Source organism: Erythrobacter donghaensis (genome assembly GCF_002155425.1).
Classification (GTDB): domain Bacteria; phylum Pseudomonadota; class Alphaproteobacteria; order Sphingomonadales; family Sphingomonadaceae; genus Erythrobacter; species Erythrobacter donghaensis.
The window spans coordinates 354,789-374,517 of the sequence record NZ_MUYG01000011.1 but is presented as its reverse complement, the minus strand read 5'-3'; the positions used below and the strand labels follow the sequence as shown (position 1 = coordinate 374,517).

General features: G+C 65.8%; 14 protein-coding genes. 8 read left to right on the top strand and 6 right to left on the bottom strand.

The window, feature by feature from the left end:
* Positions 1-6: 6 nt before the first annotated feature.
* The gene (locus BZF59_RS13380; protein WP_086608745.1) at positions 7-1,038 is read left to right on the top strand and encodes a LacI family DNA-binding transcriptional regulator; all 1,032 of its coding nucleotides are present in this window, start codon (positions 7-9) and stop codon (positions 1,036-1,038) included.
* Positions 1,035-2,555: a tryptophan halogenase family protein gene (locus tag BZF59_RS13375; RefSeq protein WP_086608744.1), complete on the top strand. Its 1,521-nt coding sequence runs from the start codon at positions 1,035-1,037 to the stop codon at positions 2,553-2,555. Before BZF59_RS13380 ends, BZF59_RS13375 begins: the two co-directional genes overlap by 4 nt.
* Before the next feature lie 212 nt (positions 2,556-2,767).
* On the opposite strand, the gene BZF59_RS13370 is transcribed toward BZF59_RS13375, so the two are convergent.
* Positions 2,768-5,578 (bottom strand): TonB-dependent receptor, encoded by a 2,811-nt coding sequence (locus tag BZF59_RS13370; RefSeq protein ID WP_245806157.1) that lies wholly within the window; start codon positions 5,576-5,578, stop codon positions 2,768-2,770.
* Positions 5,579-5,961: 383 nt separating this feature from the next.
* Here BZF59_RS13370 and BZF59_RS13365 point away from each other — a divergent pair, with 383 nt between their 5' ends.
* Together BZF59_RS13365 and BZF59_RS13360 are read left to right on the top strand one after the other, a co-directional pair.
* A complete protein-coding gene (locus tag BZF59_RS13365; RefSeq protein ID WP_245806156.1) occupies positions 5,962-6,711 on the top strand; it encodes a DUF6445 family protein in 750 nt (249 codons plus the stop codon).
* A gap of 19 nt (positions 6,712-6,730) precedes the next feature.
* Positions 6,731-8,254 (top strand): tryptophan halogenase family protein, encoded by a 1,524-nt coding sequence (locus tag BZF59_RS13360; protein WP_086608743.1) that lies wholly within the window; start codon positions 6,731-6,733, stop codon positions 8,252-8,254.
* Positions 8,255-8,338: 84 nt separating this feature from the next.
* Here the strand turns inward: BZF59_RS13360 and BZF59_RS13355 are convergent, their stop codons facing one another.
* Positions 8,339-8,836: a c-type cytochrome gene (locus tag BZF59_RS13355; RefSeq protein ID WP_245806155.1), complete on the bottom strand. Its 498-nt coding sequence runs from the start codon at positions 8,834-8,836 to the stop codon at positions 8,339-8,341.
* 204 nt (positions 8,837-9,040) lie between these two features.
* Between BZF59_RS13355 and BZF59_RS13350 the strand changes: the two genes are divergently transcribed.
* The gene (locus BZF59_RS13350) at positions 9,041-9,847 is read left to right on the top strand and encodes a DUF1499 domain-containing protein (protein ID WP_245806154.1); all 807 of its coding nucleotides are present in this window, start codon (positions 9,041-9,043) and stop codon (positions 9,845-9,847) included.
* Positions 9,848-9,851: 4 nt separating this feature from the next.
* Here BZF59_RS13350 and BZF59_RS13345 read toward each other — a convergent pair whose 3' ends face one another.
* The 4 genes from BZF59_RS13345 to BZF59_RS13330 form a co-directional block, all read right to left on the bottom strand.
* Positions 9,852-10,457 carry a CDP-alcohol phosphatidyltransferase family protein gene (locus BZF59_RS13345; protein WP_086608741.1) on the bottom strand — a complete coding sequence of 202 codons (606 nt, stop codon included), beginning with the start codon at positions 10,455-10,457 and terminating at the stop codon, positions 9,852-9,854.
* Between the two features lie 121 nt (positions 10,458-10,578).
* Positions 10,579-11,850, bottom strand: a complete 1,272-nt coding sequence (locus tag BZF59_RS13340) for a NupC/NupG family nucleoside CNT transporter (protein WP_086608740.1) — start codon at positions 11,848-11,850, stop codon at positions 10,579-10,581.
* Complete coding sequence (locus BZF59_RS13335) at positions 11,850-13,991, bottom strand: FAD-dependent oxidoreductase (RefSeq protein WP_086608739.1); 2,142 nt, start codon at positions 13,989-13,991, stop codon at positions 11,850-11,852. Before BZF59_RS13335 ends, BZF59_RS13340 begins: the two co-directional genes overlap by 1 nt.
* Positions 13,992-14,033: 42 nt before the next feature.
* Positions 14,034-15,167 (bottom strand): FAD-dependent oxidoreductase, encoded by a 1,134-nt coding sequence (locus BZF59_RS13330; RefSeq protein ID WP_086608738.1) that lies wholly within the window; start codon positions 15,165-15,167, stop codon positions 14,034-14,036.
* Positions 15,168-15,431: 264 nt separating this feature from the next.
* Here BZF59_RS13330 and BZF59_RS13325 point away from each other — a divergent pair, with 264 nt between their 5' ends.
* From BZF59_RS13325 to BZF59_RS13315, 3 genes are read left to right on the top strand one after another with little or no spacing between them, the layout of a single operon-like run.
* A complete protein-coding gene (locus BZF59_RS13325; protein ID WP_086608737.1) occupies positions 15,432-17,180 on the top strand; it encodes an ABC transporter transmembrane domain-containing protein in 1,749 nt (582 codons plus the stop codon).
* Between the two features lie 2 nt (positions 17,181-17,182).
* A complete protein-coding gene (locus BZF59_RS13320) occupies positions 17,183-18,226 on the top strand; it encodes an HlyD family secretion protein (RefSeq protein ID WP_169712073.1) in 1,044 nt (347 codons plus the stop codon).
* Between the two features lie 2 nt (positions 18,227-18,228).
* Positions 18,229-19,716 carry a TolC family protein gene (locus BZF59_RS13315; protein ID WP_086608735.1) on the top strand — a complete coding sequence of 496 codons (1,488 nt, stop codon included), beginning with the start codon at positions 18,229-18,231 and terminating at the stop codon, positions 19,714-19,716.
* Positions 19,717-19,729 lie beyond the last annotated feature (13 nt).

Sequence of the window (19,729 nt, the reverse complement as noted above, 5' to 3'; positions counted from 1 at the left end):
GGACGAATGGCCGACAACCCTACCCTTGCCGCCCGGCGCAGCGCCACGCTCGAGGATATCGCGCGCGAGGCGGGGGTGTCGATCTCGACCGTCAGCCGCGCACTGAACGATAGCCCCTCGGTCAAGCGGCGCACCAAGCAGCAGATCTGGCAGATCGCCCGCGCGCATGATTACGAGTTCCGCGCCTCGATGCCGAGCGGCCCGATCGGTGCGGACGCCACGCTCGCGGTGGTCGTCCCCGCCCCGCAGGCGCGCGACAGCCGGGTTTCCGACCCCTTCTTCCTCGAGCTGCTGGCCGGGATCGCCGAAGCCGCGCGCGAGCGGAACGCCGACCTTATCATCAGCCACCTTAGCCCGCGCGCCGGGGGCGATCTCGACTACGCGATGAGCACCAGCCGCGCGACGGGGGTGATCTTCATCGGCCAGTCCTCACTCCACCACGAGTTCAACGCGCTCGCCGCACGCGACAACCGCTTCGTGGTGTGGGGGGCGGAGTTTCCGGATGCGCAATATTGCGTGATCGGATCGGACAACCTCGCAGGCGGCCGCCGGGCCACGGCCCACCTCGCGCGGCTCGGGCGGCGGCGCATCCTGTTCCTTGGCGACACCGAAGCGCCCGAGGCCGAACAGCGCTTTCGCGGCTACCGGCAGGCGCTCGATCAGGCCGGGATCGCCTTCGATGACGAGCTGATCGTGCCCGCCCATTTCGAGGTCCATTCGGGCGAGGCCGCCGTGCGCAGCGCGATTGCGCGGGGCTTGCGCTTTGACGCGGTGTTCGCCGCCAGCGACCTTATCGCGATCGGCGCGATCCGGGCGCTGACCCGTTCGGGGATGCAGGTGCCGGAGGATGTCTCGGTGGTCGGATACGACAACATCCCCGCCGCGCGGCTCGTCACGCCGCAGCTCACCACGATCGATCAGGACGCCAATCTGGCGGGCCGGATGTTGGTGTCCAAGCTGATCGACAAGGGCGATGGCCCGGCGATCTCCCAGCGGCTCGAGACCAGCCTGCTGATCCGCGAAAGCTGCGGCGGATGACCAGCGCGCCTGCCCCGCTGAAGTCCATCGTCATCGTCGGTGGCGGCTCGGCCGGGTGGATGACGGCGGCGGCGCTCTCGCACGCGGTGGGCGGGGCCTGCGCGATCACGCTGATCGAGAGCGAGGCGATCGGCACGGTCGGGGTGGGAGAAGCGACCATCCCGCCCATCCGCAATTTCAACCAGCGGCTCGGCATCGACGAGGCGACCTTTGTGCGCGAGACTCAAGGGAGCTACAAGCTCGGGATCGAATTCGTCGACTGGGGTAGGCTCGGCCACAGCTACTTCCACCCCTTCGGCCAGCATGGCGCCGAGTTCGACCAAGTGCCCTTCTACCACCACTGGATGCGCGAGCATCTGGCGGGGCGCGTCGAGGGCCCGATCGACGACTTCGCGATGTGCTGGGCGATGGCGAAGGCGGGCAAGTTCGCCCACCCTTCGCCCGACCGGCGGATGATCCAGTCGACCTTCGACTATGCCTACCACTTCGACGCGGGGCTCTACGCCGCCTACCTCAGGCGCTTCGCCGAGGCGCGAGGCGTGACGCGGATCGAGGGCAAGGTCGTCGATGTTGCCCTGCGCGGTGAGGACGGGTTCATCGAAGCCGTGACGCTCGACAGCGGGACGCGGATCGAGGGCGAGCTCTTCATCGACTGCTCGGGCTTCCGCGGCCTCTTGATCGAGGAAGCGCTCCAAGCAGGATACGACAACTGGCAGCATTGGCTCCCCTGCGACCGGGCCGTGGCCGTGCCTTGCGAGAAGGGCGACTTCACCCCATACACCCGCTCCACCGCGCGCGAAGCCGGGTGGCAGTGGCGCATCCCGCTCCAGCACCGCACCGGCAACGGCTATGTCCATTGCAGCGAGTTCATCTCCGAGGACGAGGCCGCCGCGACCCTCCTTTCCAATCTGGACGGCAAGGCCCTCGCCGACCCGCGCCCGCTGCGTTTCGTCACCGGCAAACGGCGCGAGTTCTGGAAGCGCAATTGCGTCGCCATCGGGCTTTCCGCCGGGTTCATGGAGCCGCTGGAATCGACCAGCCTCCACCTCATCCAATATGCGATCCTCAGGCTCATCGCGCTGCTGCCGGACAGCACCATGTCGCCGCTGCTGGTGCGAGAATACAACGCCCAGACCGCGCGCGAATACGAGCTGATCCGCGACTTCCTGATCCTGCACTACAAGGCGAGCGAGCGGGACGATTCCGAGCTGTGGCGCTACACCGCCGCCATGCCGATCCCGGACAGCCTGCAATACAAGATCGACCATTTCCGCGCCCACGGAACGCTGGTGGCCGAGCCGCAGGAGCTGTTCGCCAACCCCAGCTGGATCGCGGTCTATCTCGGTCAGGGTATTGTGCCGGAGCGCGCGCCCGCGCTCGCCCATATGCGCGAGGGCGTTCCTGTGGCCGAGCGCATGGCGCAAATCCGCGAAGCGATGGGCGAGGCGGTCGCCGCCATGCCGAGCCACGGCGATTTCATCGCCCGCCACTGCGCCGCCCCGCCGCTCGCGGGCTGATTATCGCCTGCTAAGACAGGCGCAATGTTTCACGTGAAACATTTCGTGAACATCTGCGCACCACGCACCGGCAACGGGTGCACAATGATCTGACAACGCTCTTGCCCGGCCCGCGCGATGCTCTTGCCCGGCCTGCACCGAAAACCGAAAGGGCCCGCCGTTCCCGGCGAGCCCTTCCTGCAACCCTCAATGCGACCCAAGGGCTCTATCCGTCAGAATGCCTTGCGCAGCGTGAACTGGAAGGTGCGCCCGTAAAGTTCGTGACGGCTCGGGAAGAACCCGATGGTTTCCGTGTTCGCAGCGTTGCGCAGCGCATTCTCGGTCACGAAGGGCTCGTCGGTAAGGTTGAACACTTCGGCGAGGATCTGCACCCCGTTGAGGAAGCTGCCTTCCTTTTCGAAAGTGTAGCCGATCTGCGCGTCGAGGATGGTTTCGCTCTGCGCCTGCGCCCCTTCGAGCCCGCCCGAGAAGTTCGGCACTTCCGAGAGGAAGGCACCGCGGTGACGTGCGGCGAGCTTGGCGCGGAAACCGCTCTTTTCGTAGAAGATGTCGCCCGACCAGGTGAGATCCGAATAGCCCGGGATCGCGATCGGCTGAGTGCCCGGAGGGGTGATCTCGGCATCCGAATAGGTGATCGAGTAGAACCCGCCGAAGCCATCCAGCGCATTGCTGAAGTCGCCGAAGTTCAGACGCACCGTGCCTTCGATCCCGGTGATCTTGCCGTCCGAGAAGTTGACCGGGCCGTTGAAGTTGCCGAGCGCCACTTCGGGGTTGGTCTGCAGAATCCCACCCGCACCTGAATTGACGATCTGCTGGCTGAGATCGAAGGTCTCGTTGAGATTGACCACCCAGTCAGACAGATCCTTGTGGAACGCGGCAACGATGATCGCTGTGCCGGGCGAGAAATACTTCTCGAAGGAGATGTCGTAAGACGTCGACCGGTAAGGCTGCAGGAACGGATTGCCCCCGCCGAGATTGAAGCAGACGTTCGACGGCGGATCGAAGGTACCGGGCAGCACCCTGTCAACCAACTGGTCGCCGTTGGTGTCCTGACAGACATTGTTGTTGACCGTCAGGTTCTGGTTCGCCGCCAGCTGATCGAGCCGCGCGCGGGTGATCGTCTGCGCGAAGGCGACGCGGATGAAGGTATCCGGCATCATCTCGAAGCTGAGGTTCATGCTCGGCAGCCAGTTGTCGTAGCTGAAGCTGACGTCGTTGATCGCGCCGCCGGTCAGCGTACCGGTCGAGGACTGCTTGGTGTCGACATAGCGCAGGCCGATGTTGCCGCGCACCGGCACCGAGCCGATGTCGCCATCGATATTGGCCTGGATGTAGAAGTTGTGGATCTTCTCCTCGACCAGCCATTCGGTGTCGTCGGTCGCGGCCTGCTGCACATAGGTGCCGTCGGTCAGCAGCGAGGACGGATCATAGGCGAGGATATCGAGCCCGATGCCCTTGGAATTGCTCTGGCCGATGATGGTGTCGCCGGGGATCGGGGCTCTGTTTCCGCCCGGGCCGTTGGTGAAGCCGCGGCCCGCGCGCAGGAAGATGCCGTTGTTGTCGAAATCCTTCGAGCGATCGGTGTAGAGCCAGCCGGCGACGATCCGGTCGATGAAGCCGCCGTCGAACTCCCAATAGGTTTCGGCGCGCAGCTGATGCAGCTCGTCATTGGTTTCCGGCACGCGCAGGAAGCCGACCTGGCCCCAGCCGCCCGGATCGATCAGCAGCAGGTTGCCCGGATCGGTGTAATCGAGCTGGCTGTCGATGGTGTACTGGCCGTCAGGCGCGAAATTGAAGGTCAGGCGGTCGGCAGGGCCGGTGCCGTTGGGCCCCGTTCCAGCGTAGGATTCGTAATCCACATCGTCGCGGTTCAGCGTCGAATAGCCATAATCCACCACGAAGCCGAGGTTGTCGGTCGCCTTCCACTCCATGTTGCCGCCGATCGCGAAGATCTCCGATTCGGCGCCTTCGGTGTCGGTGCGCAGGATCGGATAGACGTTCGAATAGGTCGCACTTTCCGCGAAGGGGCCCGATCCGGTGACGTTGTCGACCTGCGCGCCGCCGTCGAAGCTCCACGATGCAATCGGGGTTTCGGTGCCGCGGAAGATGCCGCTGTCGTCGGTCTTGGTATAGAACGTGTCGAGAGTCAGCGAGAAGCTGTCGCTCGGCTCGAACTGCAGGCTGCCGGCGACCGAGGTGCGCTTGAACTCGCGGCTTTGCGAGCCCTGACGCGGATTGTCGCGCGGGAAGATCACGCCGCCAGCGGTGCGGGCAACCTGGCCGTTGTTGGTCTTCAGCTCGCGCTGGATGATCTGGGTCGGGATCGACTGCGTGGTCGCACCCAGCGACCAGCCGATGGTGCCATCGGCGTTCTGATCGATGTAGCTGGCAAAGAAGCGATAGCCGTCCGCGCCGAAATCGGGGTTGAGCGAGCCCTGATCGTTGATCGTGTAGGTGCCCGACACGGTGATCTGGCGCTTGTTCGAATCGAGCGGCTTGACGGTGCGAAGGTCGACCGCGCCGGCGATGCCGATGGCGGCAAGCTGGGCGTCGCCGGTCTTGTAGACAATGCCGGTGCCGATGAGTTCGGACGGGAACTGGTCGAATTCGATCCCGCGGTTGTTACCCGCCGAGACCACTTCGCGGCCATTGAGCAGCGCGAGGCTGAAGTCCGGGCCGAGGCCGCGGATCGAGACCTGCTGCGAACGACCGCGCACGCGCTGGGCGGTGACGCCGGGCAGACGCGCGAGCGTATCGGCGATCGAGAGGTCGGGCAGCAGGCCGAGGTCTTCAGCGGTGATCACTTCGACGATCGAGGTCGCGTTGCGCTTGGCATCGAGCGAGGACTGGATCGACTGGCGGATGCCGGTGACGATGATGGCGTTTTCGGTCTCTTCTTCGGCGACCGTATCCGGCTCTTCGGCGTCCTGCGCCATGACCGGCGCGCCCGTCACCGCCAGCGCCATAAAGGTTGCGGCCCCGCACAGCAGGCGCGCGCTCACATTGATCCCGTTCTTTTTCATCAGAAGTCCCCTCCCGCAAGCGCTGTTGACCATGCGCTTTTGCAGTTTTTTTCATAGCGGATTGCGAGCGGCGCGTAAATCGCCAATTCACAGAACTGCCATGTCATCGTTTGCAGAGCATCTACGCATTCTCTTTCAATTGGTTAGATTGATACCTCGTGAGGCAATCGGGGCCGCCAGACCGATCTTCCAGCGCAATTGTTGCCCGATTGACACAGTTTTCCGCGCCGCTGCCTCATGCCGCACTGCAACATCGAGGCGCGAGCGGCATTGCGGATCACGGGACATCTTCCGCAGCCTCAGACTTGGTCAATTCTCCAGATATTCCAGTATTTTATCCATCTGCCTTGGAGTGTTCACCGGGATTTGATAGGCTCCGGCGCATGACGATCAGCCCCATCTCGCGCCCCGTCGCGCCCGCGCAGGACTGGGGCATTGCGCTCGCAAATCCGCGGGTCGATCATTTTTCATCAGCCAATCATAGGCTTGTGACCATCGACGGGATGCTCGAATCTCCCGAAGCGGTGATTTCGCAGGCCTGTTTGCAAAATTTTGCAAAAATCACGCCGCAATATCCGGGGGTGCGCGCCGCGCTCGATCCGGCGGTCTGTGCGGCGTGGCTGACCAAGCTTGCGCCGCTGCTCGATCAATGGTTCGGCCCCTATGGCCGGGCGTGGGAGATGCAGGCGTGGTATTCGCTCGTCACCACCCCGCCCGCAGAACTCGCCCCGATCCAGCGCCTGCCGCATGTCGATGGCACCGATCCCACCCAGGTCGCGATGATGCTCTACCTCCACCCCGGCGGGCCCGATGCCAGACAAGCGGGTGGGACGGCCTTCTTCCGCCACCGCTCGACCGGGCTGGAGGCGCTGACCCAGACAGATTTCCCGCGCTACGCCGCCGCCTTGCAGGCCGATGTCGCGCGCACCGGCCTGCCGCCGGCCGCCTACACCACCGACGGTACTCCGCATTTCGAGCGCACCCATGTGGTGCCCGGCACCTTCAACAGCGCGGTGTTCTACCGCGGCAATATCCTCCACAGCGGGGTCATCGACAACGCAGCCCCCCTCAGCGCCGATCCGCGCGCGGGGCGGCTGACGATCAACGCCTTCTTCCGCCCGGCGGCGGGGTGAGGCGTCAGGGGAACGGAAAATGGACAGGCCTGAGGTGACACGATTGGTGATTGTGGGCGGCGGGACCGCGGGGTGGATCACCGCTGCGGCCTTCGCCCGGCTGCTGGGCGAGCGGCTGACGATCGAGCTGGTCGAAAGCGAGGCGATCGGCACGGTTGGCGTGGGCGAGGCGACGATTCCGCAGATCATCCGCCTCAACACGATCCTCGGCATCGACGAGCACGAATTCCTGCGCGCCACATCGGGCACCTTCAAGCTCGGGATCGAATTCGTCGACTGGGGGAGCAAGGGCAGCCGCTATCTCCACACCTTCGGCGAGACCGGGATGACGGTCGGCAATGTCGCCTTCCACCACCACTGGCGCCGCAGCGCCGGGGCGGCGGGCGATCCCAAGGGATTGTGGAACTGGTCGCTGCACCAGATGGCGGCCGATCAGGCGCGCTTCGGCAAGCTCGACCGGGTCGGCAACACCGCGATGGCGGGGCTTGCCTATGCCTATCACTTCGACGCCAGCCGCTATGCCCTGTTCCTGCGCGCCTATTCCGAAGCGCGCGGTGTGACGCGCACCGAAGGTATCGTCCAGAGCGTTCAGCGCGACGGCGAGAGCGGCGATATCCGCGCAATCACCCTCCAGAACGGCACCACGGTTGCGGGCGATTTCTTCATCGACTGCACCGGCTTCCGCTCGCTGCTCCTCGGCGAGGAGTTGGGCGTGGGCTATCAGGACTGGTCGCGGTGGCTTCCCTGCGACCGCGCGCTGGCGGTGCCCTCCGAACGCCTGCCGGTGCTGGTGCCCTATACCCGCGCCACCGCCAAGGATGCGGGCTGGCAATGGCGCATCCCCTTGCAGCACCGCACCGGCAACGGCCACGTCTATTCAAGCGGATTCACCAGTGACGATGCCGCCGCTGACACCCTGCTGGCGGGCCTCGATACCCGCGCGCTGGGCGATCCGCGCCCGATCCGCTTCACCACCGGGCGGCGCGAGGCCTTCTGGGCGCACAATTGCGCGGCGATCGGGCTGTCGAGCGGGTTTCTCGAGCCGCTCGAATCGACCTCGATCCACCTGATCCAGTCACATGTCAGCCGTCTGATCCAGCTCTTCCCGCGCGCCGGAGACCCTTCGGCGATGCGCGAGGAATACAACCGCCGCTGCGCTGCCGAGTTCGCGCAGATACGCGATTTCCTGATCCTGCACTATCACCAGACGACCCGCGAGGACACCGAGTTCTGGCGCTATTGCAAGCACATGGCGGTGCCCGACAGCCTCACCCACAAGCTTGCGCTGTTCGGCGCTTCGGGCCGCGTGGGCCGCGACGTCGACGACCTGTTCCGCGAGGCGAGCTGGGTGCAGGTGATGCTGGGTCAGGGGATCATGCCCGCCGATTACGACCCGATGGCCGACCGGATGAGCGAGGACCAGCTGGCCGAATTCCTCGCCAACCTGCGCACGCTGATGAGCCGCGCGGTAGCGGGCCTGCCGAGCCACGAGCAATATCTCGCCCGCCACTGCCCGGTCGACGCGGCGCTGTTGGCGGCCTGAGGCTCACCTCATCGACCGCATGGAAAAGGGCGGCGCAGGCCAAAACCTGCGCCGCCCGATTTTCATGCCCGAAAGGGCGACGAATTACTTCTTGGTGCTGGCGAGATAGGCCACCAGATTCGCACGATCCTGCGCATCCTTGATGCCCGGGAAGGCCATCTTGGTGCCCGGCATGAACGCCTTGGGATCTTCGAGGTATTCGAACAGGACTTCCTCGGTCCAGGTCACGCCGCTGCCCTTGTTGGCATCCGAGTAGGAATAGCCGGCAACCGAACCGGCCGGACGGCCGACCACGTTGTAGAGCGACGGGCCGACGCGGTTCACGCCTTCGTCGAGCACGTGGCACGAACGGCACAGCGCGAAGGTCTTTTCGCCCGCAGCGACATCGGTGGTGAAGCTGGCATATTCAAGCTTGGCACCATCGGCAGCCGCAGCAGCCGGGGTCTCGGTCATCGCCGGCGTAGCAGCCGCCGTATCGGTGGCAGCCGGAGCCGCCGTATCGTCAGCCTGCTTGCCGCCGCAAGCCGAAAGAGTAGCGAGCGCCGCCAGCGCGGCCGCGCCCATCAGGAAATTACGCTTCATAGTCGTTTGTCCTCTGAACAACTTGTTCCTCCCGCATCCCAGCGGGCCATAACCCAGATTATCGGGCATGGAAAGCGGGACTTCACGCTGCGGCAAGACCCTCTCCCCAGATACCGTATGAGCCTAACGCGCGAGGTGGAAAAGGGTTTCCTGCCGATTGCCGTAAAGATTGCCATGCAGGCGGGCGGCGCTATGCTTTGCGCCATGATGAAAAACCTTCCCAAGCATACCAAACTCGTCCTCGGCCTGCTGGCCTTCCTGCCGGTCTATTTCGCGGTCTCCGCGCTCGGCACCAAGCTGGGCGTCTGGGGGTGGCAGTTCGGCCTGATGACGCTGACCTTTTTCGGCGGAATGATCGTGCTGGGGGTGACTGCGCTTGTTGCGCTGGTCTCGCTGGTGCTGGCCGCGCGGATGACCCCGCGCCACAACGGGCTGATCTCGGTGGCGATCCTTGGCCTGCTTGTGCCCGGCGCGGCGCTGGTGATGTTCCTCAACGCCGGGAGCAAGGCCGAGGCCAATCCGATCCATGATGTCGCGACCGACACCGCCAATCCGCCCGCCTTCTCGGCGGCGACGATGGCCGCACGTGACGAGGCCGGAGCCAACCCGCTGAGCGATTATCAGGTGCCGCTGCGTGAGCTTGATCTCTACAAGAACAAGCCGCCCGAACTGGCGATCAAGTCGCACGCGCAGATCATCACCGATCGCTATGCGACGCTGGCCCCGTTGCCGCTCGCCGGGGCGAGCCAAACCGATGCGATTGCCGCGGTCGCCGCGGCGATGGGCAACATGGGCTTCAAGGACATTCGCCCCGATCCGGCCACGGGCACCGTGGAAGGCGTGGCGGAAAGCTTCTGGTTCGGCTTCAAGGACGATGTCGTCGCCCGGATCGACGAGAACGAGATCAACTTCCGCTCGGTCAGCCGGGTCGGGGTAAGCGATCTCGGCGCCAATGCCGCGCGGATCGCCGAATTGCGCGATCGGGTTGCCCGCCAGATCGGGCAGCGTTAATACGTCAGTCGCGGAACGCTGCCGCTGCCATCGCGCTGCGCTGGAACACGGTCAGCACGCACAGAGCCGCATAGGCATAGGCGATGACCGGGAACCACGCCGGAGCAAGGCACATCGCGATAAACACCGCGATGGTCTCGGCCCCTTCGGCGAGGCCGGTGGAATAGAAGAAGCTTTTGCGCCCGTGTGCGGTGGTTTCGGCCCCGCGCTTGGCGGCGATCACTGCAAAGGCGAGGAAGCTGACACCCGTCAGCACGAAGCTCGCCACCAGCACCAGTGCGGGCAGCTGGTTGGCCGGGGCGAGGATGCCGAAGCCCACCGGCACGCTGACATAGAAGGCGAAATCGGCGACAATATCGAAATAGCCGCCCAGATCGCTCGGCCCCCGCGCTCGTGCGACCGCGCCATCGAGCCCGTCGAGCAGCCGGTTGGCGACGATCAGCGCGAGCCCCCAGCCGATGTGGCCGAAGGCGATCGCAGCGGCTCCGGCAAGGCCCAGCGCGAGGCCGGTGAAAGTCAGCGCGTTGGCGGTGACACCGACCCGCGCGAGCCAAGCGCCCGCACGGTTAAGCGGCGGGTCGATCATTGGGCGCAGTTTGGCGTCGAACACTATAGCTCTCCCCGTCCCGGGCTTGACCCGGGACCCAGCTTCCTTTTGCGACAAGCTTGGGGCGGAAGAACAGCGGGACCCCGGGTCAAGACCGGGGTGGGGGTGACGGGATGGGTCACCTTCACCACGTCACCAGCCCGATCCACGCAGCCGTCATCGCGCTGGCGAGATTGCCCGCGACCCAGCTCTTCATCCCCAGCCCCGCCGCCTCGGCGCGGCGTTCGGGGCAGAGCGTGCCGATGGTCGACACCAGCAGGCCCACGCTGGCGAGGTTCGCCACGCCGCAAAGCGCATAGGTGACGATCAGCAGGCTCCGCGGACCGAAGGTGCCTGCGGGCAATGCGGCGAGCTCGAGATAGGCGACATATTCGTTCAGCACCGCCTTGGTGCCCATCAATCCGCCCGCGGCCTGCGCCTCCCCCCAGGGCACGCCGAGCAGCCACATGAAGGGCGCAAGGCCCCAGCCCAGCATCCGCTTCAGCGTCAGCGGCGAGCCGTCGATCAGCGGCAACGCGGCCAGCATCCCGTCGACCAGCGCGACCAGCGCGAAAACCACGATAATCACCGCGATCACCGCGAGGAACAGCTGCATCCCGTCCATCGTGCCCTTGACGATGGCATCGATGCTGCCTTCGTAGCGCAGGCCCGGATCCTCCTTATCGACTTCAGTCGCGGTGTCATCGGCCCCGGCGGGCACCATCAGCCGCGCGATCAGCAGCGCGGCGGGGAGCGAGATCAGCGAGGCGGCGATCATGTGGCCGACCGCATCGGGCACGGTCGCCTTGAGGGTGGTGGCATAGAGCACGAGGATCGCCCCCGAGATCGTCGCCATGGTCAACGCCATGATCTGGAACAGCTCGCTGCGAGAGACGCGGGCGAACCACGCGCGGGTGACCAGCGGCGCCTCGACCACGCCGAGGAACACGCTCGCCCCGCCGGACAGCCCCACCACGCCCGAAACGCCGAGGCTGCGGCGCAGCAGGAAGCCGAGCCCGTTGACCGCCCAGCGCAGCACGCCCCAATGCCACAGCAGCGCCGACAGCGCCGAAAAGACGATCACCAGCGGCAGGATCTGGAAGGCGATGACGAGCGGCGGCTGTGCGCCCTCCTTAAGCGCAAAGGGCAGCTCCGCCCCGCCGAGATAGCCGAACATATAGGCCGATCCCTTGAGCGTCGCCGCCTCGATCGCGCTCACCGCGTTGTTGACGAGGCCGACCGCGGCCCACACCGCCGGCACCCGCAGGATCACCACCGCCAGCAGCCCCTGCACCGCCAATGCGCCCAATATCCAGCGCCAGCCGGGGTGGGCGCAGCGGTTCTCGCTGATCGCCCATGCGATGCCCACCAGCACCGCGATGCCGAGGATGCCGCGCAGCTGATCGAACAGCTCCATCAGCCGCGCATCCAGTCGTGATAGCGCTCGACCCAGCGCAGCAGGCCCTCGGGCTTGTGCGCCTTCTTCCAGTTGCCTGCGGCAAACTTGTTGGCCTCGACCATCGTCGGGTAGGCGTGGATCGTGCCGAGGATCTTGTTGAGGCCGAGGCCGTGCTTCATCGCCAGCACATATTCGGCGATGAGTTCGCCCGCGTGGGCACCGACGATGGTGACGCCCAAAACCTTGTCCTTGCCACCTGCCGGGGTGAGGATTTTCACAAAACCCTTGGTCTCGCTCTCGGCAATCGCGCGGTCGAGATCGTCGAGTTCGTAGCGGGTGACTTCGACATCGATGCCCTGCTCCGCCGCCTCGCGCTCATTGATCCCGACACGCGCAACCTCGGGGTCGAGGAAGGTGACGGCGGGGATCACGCGGTAATCCGCCTTGAACTTGCGGAACATCCCGAACAGCGCGTTGACGCTGGCGTACCACGCCTGATGGCTGGCGGTGTGGGTGAACTGGAACGGCCCGGCCACATCACCCGCGGCAAAGATGTTCGGGAATTTGGTTGCGAGGTATTCGTCGGTCACCACGGTCTTGTCGGTGTCGACGCCGATATCCTCCAGCCCGAAGCCTTTGAGCCGCGCCTTGCGGCCCACCGCGACCAGCAGCGTGTCGAAAGGCACCGGCACCTCCGCTCCGCCGCTTTCCGCGATTAGCGTGCGGCCCTCGATGCGGACAGCCTTGTGGCCGGTGAGAACCCGCACCCCGTCCGCCTCCAGCACCGCCTGCGCCAGAGCGGCGACATCGCCATCCTCGCGCCCGAGCACTTGATCGCCCATCTCGATCTGCGTCACCTGCGAGCCAAGCCGCGCCAGCGCCTGCGACAGCTCGCAGCCGATCGGCCCGCCGCCCAGCACCGCCACGCGCGCAGGGCTTGCGTCCATCTGGGCGAAGGCATCCCACATGGTCTCGCTGGTGAGATAGCCGCTGGCCTCGATCCCCGGGATCGGCGGCACCACTGGCTCGGCCCCGCTGGCGATCACTATGCTGCGGGTAGTGAGCCGCTTGGTGCCGCCGTCATTCATCGCGATTTCGACCGTCCAGGGGTCGATGATCTTGGCGAAACCCTTCACCACATCGACGCCGAGGCCCTCGTAGCGCTCCACGCTATCGTGCGGCTCGATGGTCTTGATCGCGTCCATCACGCGGGCGATCACCGCCTTGAAGGGCACCTGCGGATCGGCGGGGGTCAGCCCATACTTGTCCGCCCCGCGCATCATCGCCGCGACCTTGGCGCTCTTGATCAGCGCCTTGCTCGGCACACAGCCAGTGTTGAGGCAGTCGCCGCCCATGTCCTTCGCCTCGACCAGCGTCACCTTGGCTTTCACCGTCGCCCCGATCAGCGCCGAAACCAGCCCCGCCGAACCGGCCCCGATCACCACCAGATTGCGGTCGAAGGCCTTGGGCTTGGTGAACCCGGCATAGACCCGGCGGCGCTTCACGAAACCAATCACCAGCTTGGCGAGCCACGGCGCGATGCCCAGCAGCACGAAGCTCCCCAGCACCCCGGGTGAGGCGATGCCCGACAGGCTCTCGATCCGCGCCAGCTGCGTGCCGGCGTTCACATAGACCGCCGTGCCCAGCAGCATCCCCAGCTGGCTCACCCAGACATAGGTCCAGATGCGGATGCGGGTGAGGCCCATCACCAGATTGACCACGAAGAAGGGGAAGGCCGGGATCATCCGCAAGGAGAACAGGTAAAACGCCCCGTCCCGCTCGACCCCGGCGTTGATCGCCTTCAGCCGCTCGCCGAAGCGTGCCTCGATCGTGTCGCGCAGCACGTAGCGTGAGGAGAGGAAGGCGAGCGTCGCCCCCAGCGTCGAGGCAAAGGAGACGAGGATCGTGCCCGTCACCACCCCGAACAATGCGCCCGCCGCCAGCGTCATGATCGCCGCGCCGGGGAGCGAGGCTGCCGTCACTGCGACATAGATCGCGAAGAACCCGGCCAGCACAGCGACGGGGTTTTCGGCATAGAACGCCTCCCACTGCGCCACGCCCGCCTTGATCCCGGCGAGCGTGAGATATTGCCCGAGGTCGAAGACGAAATAGGCGGCGATGACGGCGGCGAGCGCGGCCAGAATGGCGAGTTTCTTCACGTTTTCTCCTGCCCCCCGCTTTCGCCTTGGGGCCTGCGGGGGTTACGCCTGATCCGTAAGGCGGGCGTATTGCGCAATCCAGCGCTTGTCGATGCGGTGTTTGAGCGCGAGCACCCAGCGGCCCTCGGCGCTGAGCCGTCCGTAGCTGGCAATCGCGCGTCCGTCGCCGGTGTTCATCAGGTAGAGGTTATTCCAGCGCGGATGATAGGTTCGGCGCGGCGGCTTTCCCGCGAGGCCCTCGCGCAGATTGGCCGCCAGCACCGGCCCGGCGAATACGGCATGCACGCCCGAATGCGCCAGCGCCCGGTCGGCGCGCGCGGCGACGTCTCCGGCGGCGAAGATGTGGGGGTGCGAGAGCGAACGCTGGTGGGCATCGACCAGCGCAAAGCCCGCATCGTTCACCGCCAGCCCGCTGGCGCGCACCCAGTCGGGCGCGGCGCTGCCGAGTGCTGCGACGATCAGTTCGGCCGGTTCGAGCGAGGTCTCGCCCGCCCGGATCGCTCCGCGCGCGATCTGTGCGTCGTCAAGGTGGAGCGTAATCCCCTGCCGCATCAGCGCGGTGGCGGCGCGGTTTCGCACGCCTTCGGAAAATCCGGGGAGCAATCCCCCGCCGCCTGTCACCAGTGCGACCTCGGGCCGGGTCTCGGCAACGGCGAGGTTGCGCAGGGCAAAGGCCAGCTCCACGCCGCCTGCCCCGCCGCCTGCCACCACCAAGCGGCGCGGATGGCGCCAGCGCGCGATCCGTTCGACGAAGCCCTCGATCGGGCGGATGTCGAGGATGCGCGGGTCGTCCCCCAGCATCGCCGCTGCCCGTCCCACCCCGCCGGTATCGAGCGAGGCGAGATCGAAGGCGATTCCCGCGCCGCTCTCGGTGGTGACGGTGCGCGCCTCAGGATCGAGCGCCACGCAGCGTCCCTGCACCCACTCCACCCCGGCGCGCGCCGCGAGGGCGGCGAGGTCCACGCGCCCCTCATCCCTGTCATGCTGCCCAGCCAGCCAGCCCGGCACCATGCCCGAATAGCGCAGATGCCGATGCGGGGTGAGCAGCAGCATGCGCGTGGCAGGCGGAGCGCCGCGCCGAGCCCAGTCGGCCAGCACCGCGACATGGGCATGACCGCCGCCGACCAGCAGCAGCGTCTTCGCCTCTCTTCTCTCGCTCGCGCTGCCCTGTGCCATCGTCGCTTCATCGCGCGTGGTTCAGCTAACCGCAAGCTTTGGGCAGTAACGGGGCGGCAACACGACAATGCTTCGCAATAGCTTCTTGAAGCTTCATATCTACAGGAAGTTGCAGGAAAATCACCGCGCCGGAACCGCAAGCGCGCTGAATGATTGATCGCTTGCAGCGCAGCAATGTTGCAATAGATGCACACAGGCTCCAACCCCCGTATCGCGTGGGGACTGGGTGCATCGCTACTCGGGTTGCGCAACGGAAAGGCTGCCATGGCAGGTGAAGGCCAAAGTATCGGCAAACAGATTTCGCTGTCGAAGTTCTTCAGGATATTTTTCGACATCCTGAGGCCGGAGTCGAATTTCTACTGGCTTGCGGCCGTCTATGGCGTGGGCATCAGCCTGCTGTCGCTGGCGACCCCGATCTCGGTGCAGATGCTGATCAACACCATCGCCAACACCGCGCTCACCGCGCCGCTGGTGATGCTGTCGCTGGCGCTGTTCGGCCTGCTGACCATCTCCAGCCTGCTTTATGCCCTGCGCGTGCACCTGATGGAGCTGTTCGCGCGGCGGTTTTACGCGCGCATGGTGGCGGAGATTTCACTGATCGCGGTCTATGCCCAGAACCCCTTCTTCAACGATGCCAAGAAGGGCTCGCTCTTCAACCGCTATTTCGACGTGGTCTATGTCCAGACCGCGATCCCGATCCTGTTCATCGGCGGCTTCACCACGCTGTTGCAGATCGCGGTCGGGTTTGTGCTGGTCAGCCTCTATCACCCCTATTTCCTCGCCTTTACGCTGGTGACGATCGCGCTCATCTGGGTGGTGTGGCTGACCTGGGGGGCGCGCGCGCTGCGCACCGGGATCGATGTCAGCCACGCCAAACACGCCACCGCCAGCTGGCTCGACACGCTGGGCGGATCGAACGGGTTCTTCAAATCGCAGCGCCGGATCGACTACGCGCTCGACAAGACCGACGATTACACCCGCGTCTACATCAACGACCGCAAGACCCACTTCCGCCATCTGTTCTCACAGACCATCGCCTTCCTGCTGATGTATGCCGCCGCGAGTGCGGCGCTGCTGGGGCTGGGTGGCTGGCTGGTGATCCAGAACGAGCTGACCCTCGGCCAGCTGGTCGCGGCCGAGCTGGTGCTGTCGGCGGCGTTTGTGGGCGTGGCGCAACTTGGCAGCTATCTGGGCTATTTCTACGACCTCTTCGCCGCGGTCGAGGAAATCTCGCAGTTCTACGATGTCGAGCAGGAGCAGCCCAAGGGCGCCGATCCCTTCGACGGGCCCGATCACACCATCGCGATGCAGGGCGTGCGTGGCACGGCGCGGCACGAACAGGCGCAGTTCGATCTCACCATCCCGAGCGGGTCGATCATCATGGCGGCAGCCAGCCACCACGGGGTGCAGCGGCTGTTCACCAACCTGCTCAAGCTCCACGTCCTGCCCGAAGGCGGGTTCGCGACGCTGGGCGGTGTCGACATGAAGGCGATCGAGGCGCATCACCTGCGCAAGAACGTCCACGTGCTCGACCGGCCGAGCACGGTGGAAATGACGATCCGCGAATATCTCGCCCTGTCCTGCCCCGACACCGCGCAGCAGCGGATGATCGGTGCGCTGGAAACGGTGGGGCTGGCGCGGACCATTTCCACGCTCGAAAAGGGTCTCGACACCCCGCTCGCGGCGACCGGCTATCCGCTTTCGGCGGTCGAGTTGCAGCAATTGAAGCTCGCCAACGCGCTGCTGGAACGCCCGCGCATTCTGGTGCTCAGCCGGTTGTTCGACCTGATCGATCCCGAACCCATCGCCCGCGCCGTCAACGAACTGCGCGCGCAGGCCTATACGACGGTGATCTACTTCTCCAACCGCCGCATCGATCTCGGCTTCGACCGCTTTCTCTACCTTGAAGCGCACCAGCAGCGCTTCTTCGGCAGCTTCGAGGAATTCTGCGCCGCCATGAACCGCACGCCCGCCGCCTATATCGGCGCGCCCATCGCTGACGGGGAGGCCTGATCATGGCGACCATCAAGGAGGATATGGCCCACTTCACCACCCTCGCGTCGATCAAGACGCCGCGGGTGATGCGGGCGGTGTTTTTCATCTTGCTGGCGGCGATCATCATCACGATCGCTTTCCTCATCTACGTGCCCTGGGTGCAGACGACCTCGGGCCGCGGGGTGGTGACGACGCTCAGCCCGAATGAGCGCAAGCAGGACATCAACGCGCTGGTGCCGGGCCGGATCGAGGAATGGTTCGTGCGCGATGGCAGCACGGTGAAAAAGGGCGATCCGATCGTCCGCATCGCCGACATCGATCCCAACCTGCTCCAGCGTTTGCAGGCCGAACGCGGCCAGATGGAGCTGCAATTGCAGGCCGCGCAATCGGCGCTCGCCACCGCTCGCATCGACGAGCGCCGCAGCCGCGAATTGTTCGAGGCGGGGCTCGCCGCGCGGCGCGATTATGAGCTGGCGCAGATCAAGGTCGCCGAAATGGAGGGGCAGGTTGCCGCGGCCCAGGCCGACCTCAACCGCGCCGATGTGAACATCGCGCGCCAGTCCGAACAGATCGTGCGCGCCCCGCGCGATGGCTTCATCCAGAGCCTCAATGCCGGCGATGCGGCGACCTATATCAACGCGGGCGACGTGCTCGCGACCTTCGTGCCCGAAGGGGCCGAGCGGGTGATCGAGATCTTCATCGACGGGCGCGATGTCGCGCTGGTGCGGCCGGGCGATCCGGCGCGTATCCAGTTCGAAGGCTGGCCCGCGGTGCAGTTTTCGGGCTGGCCCTCGGTCGCGGTCGGCACCTTCGGGGGCCGCGTGATCTCGGTCGACCAGTCGGCGCAGGTCAATGGCCGGTTCCGGGTGCTGATCGCCGAGGAAAAGATGGACGGCTACAGCTGGCCCGAAGAACGCTATGTCCGCTTCGGCGCGGCGGTGCAGGCCTGGGTGCTGCTGGAGACCGTGCCGGTCGGCTACGAAATCTGGCGTCAGCTCAACAATTTCCCGCCTGAACTTCCCGCTGCCACCAGCAGCGGTTCGGGCACGGGATCGGCGAACTGATCATGCCGCGAAGTCTTGCCTTGCTGAAGCTGGGCGCGCTCCTGGCGAGCGGAGCTGCGCTGGCGCTCGCCCCGCTTCCGGCGGCGGCGCAGGACATCGCGCCGGTTGGCGAGCCGCTTGATGCCGCGCTCAAAACCGGCCCGCTGCTGCCCGAGGAAGTGCTGCGCTCCTCGGCGCTGACTTTCCCTTCGATCCTCGAAGCTTTCGAACGCGAAGCCGCCGCCCGCGCCGACCAGCTGGGGGCCGACGGGGCTTTCGATCTGATGCTCAAGGGCGAATATTACGACCGCCTGACGGGCTTCTACTCCGGCGGCTTCGGCAAGGCCGAGGCCCGCCAGCCCCTGCGGCCCTATGGCGCGGAGGTGTTCGGCTCCTACCGCGTCTCCAGCGGCGATTTTCCGACCTACGAGAATTACAACTACACCAACGCGCTGGGCGAGGTGAAGGTCGGCGCGCTGTTCTCGCTGCTGCGCAACCGCGACATCGACAGCCGCCGCTTCGCAATCGAGGACACCCGTCTCGCCGCCAGTCAGGCGCAGCTGGATGTGCTGCTGGTGCAATTGAACGTCCAGCACGAGGCACTGCGTGCCTATTGGCGCTGGGTTGCTGCGGGCGAGGAAATCCGGGTGTTCGAGGAACTGCTCGAAATCGCCGAGGCGCGCCAGATCGGCCTCACCCGCGAGGTCAACGAAGGCGCCCGCGCGCGCATCGCGCTGACCGAAAACGAACAGAACCTGCTGCGCCGCCGCTCGCTGCTGGAAGAGGCCAAGCGCAACTTCATCACCGCGTCCAACTCGCTCGGCTTCTATATCCGCGGGTCGGACAGGCAGATGATCGTCCCGACGCGCGAGATGCTGCCCGATCTGTCGCGGATGCGGGAAATTTCCCCGGCTGAGAAACTGGCCGCGCTGCCGCTGGGCGAAGTGATCCAGTCGCGGCCCGAGCTCCAGACGTTCAGGCTCGCGCTCGAACGCGCCACCAACAAGGTCGCGCTGCGGCAGAACGACCTGCAACCCTCGCTCAATGCCTCGGTCGAATTGTCGCGCGATTTCGGCCAGATCGGCCCCGGCGGGCCGGGCTTCGATTCTACTGACACGGTTGTGGGCCTGACCTTCAGCGTCCCGCTCCAGCGGCGCACCGCGCGCGGCGCGCTGCAACGGGCCGAGGCCGAGCTGCGCGAGACCGAGCTGCGCCAGCGCCGCATCGCCGACCAGATCACCACCGAAGTCGGCAACATCCTCGCCAACCTCAGCGCCGCGCTCCGCCTGTCCGACCTTGCCGATGCCGAGGTCAAGCAGGCCAACGCCATGGTGCAGGCCGAACGCACCCGGTTCCGGCTCGGCGCGGGCGAATTCTTCCTCGTCAACGCGCGCGAGGAGACCGCCGCCAACGCCCAGATCAGCGCGATCCGCGCCGAGCTCGCCGGGCGGCTCGCCGAGGCGAGCTACAACGCGGCGACGATGAACCTGGATGCGCTCGGGCTGGAATAGGTCGAGACGCTCG

Bases quoted from the DNA above. Each gene is read 5' to 3' on its own strand.
- BZF59_RS13360 (WP_086608743.1), top strand. From the start codon at position 6,731: ATGGACAGGCCTGAGGTGACACGATTGGTGATTGTGGGCGGCGGGACC.
- BZF59_RS13330 (WP_086608738.1), bottom strand. From the start codon at position 15,167: ATGGCACAGGGCAGCGCGAGCGAGAGAAGAGAGGCGAAGACGCTGCTG.
- BZF59_RS13375 (WP_086608744.1), top strand. From the start codon at position 1,035: ATGACCAGCGCGCCTGCCCCGCTGAAGTCCATCGTCATCGTCGGTGGC.
- BZF59_RS13325 (WP_086608737.1), top strand. From the start codon at position 15,432: ATGGCAGGTGAAGGCCAAAGTATCGGCAAACAGATTTCGCTGTCGAAG.
- BZF59_RS13350 (WP_245806154.1), top strand. From the start codon at position 9,041: ATGATGAAAAACCTTCCCAAGCATACCAAACTCGTCCTCGGCCTGCTG.
- BZF59_RS13380 (WP_086608745.1), top strand. From the start codon at position 7: ATGGCCGACAACCCTACCCTTGCCGCCCGGCGCAGCGCCACGCTCGAG.
- BZF59_RS13315 (WP_086608735.1), top strand. From the start codon at position 18,229: ATGCCGCGAAGTCTTGCCTTGCTGAAGCTGGGCGCGCTCCTGGCGAGC.
- BZF59_RS13355 (WP_245806155.1), bottom strand. From the start codon at position 8,836: ATGAAGCGTAATTTCCTGATGGGCGCGGCCGCGCTGGCGGCGCTCGCT.
- BZF59_RS13340 (WP_086608740.1), bottom strand. From the start codon at position 11,850: ATGGAGCTGTTCGATCAGCTGCGCGGCATCCTCGGCATCGCGGTGCTG.
- BZF59_RS13365 (WP_245806156.1), top strand. From the start codon at position 5,962: ATGACGATCAGCCCCATCTCGCGCCCCGTCGCGCCCGCGCAGGACTGG.
- BZF59_RS13320 (WP_169712073.1), top strand. From the start codon at position 17,183: ATGGCGACCATCAAGGAGGATATGGCCCACTTCACCACCCTCGCGTCG.
- BZF59_RS13370 (WP_245806157.1), bottom strand. From the start codon at position 5,578: ATGAAAAAGAACGGGATCAATGTGAGCGCGCGCCTGCTGTGCGGGGCC.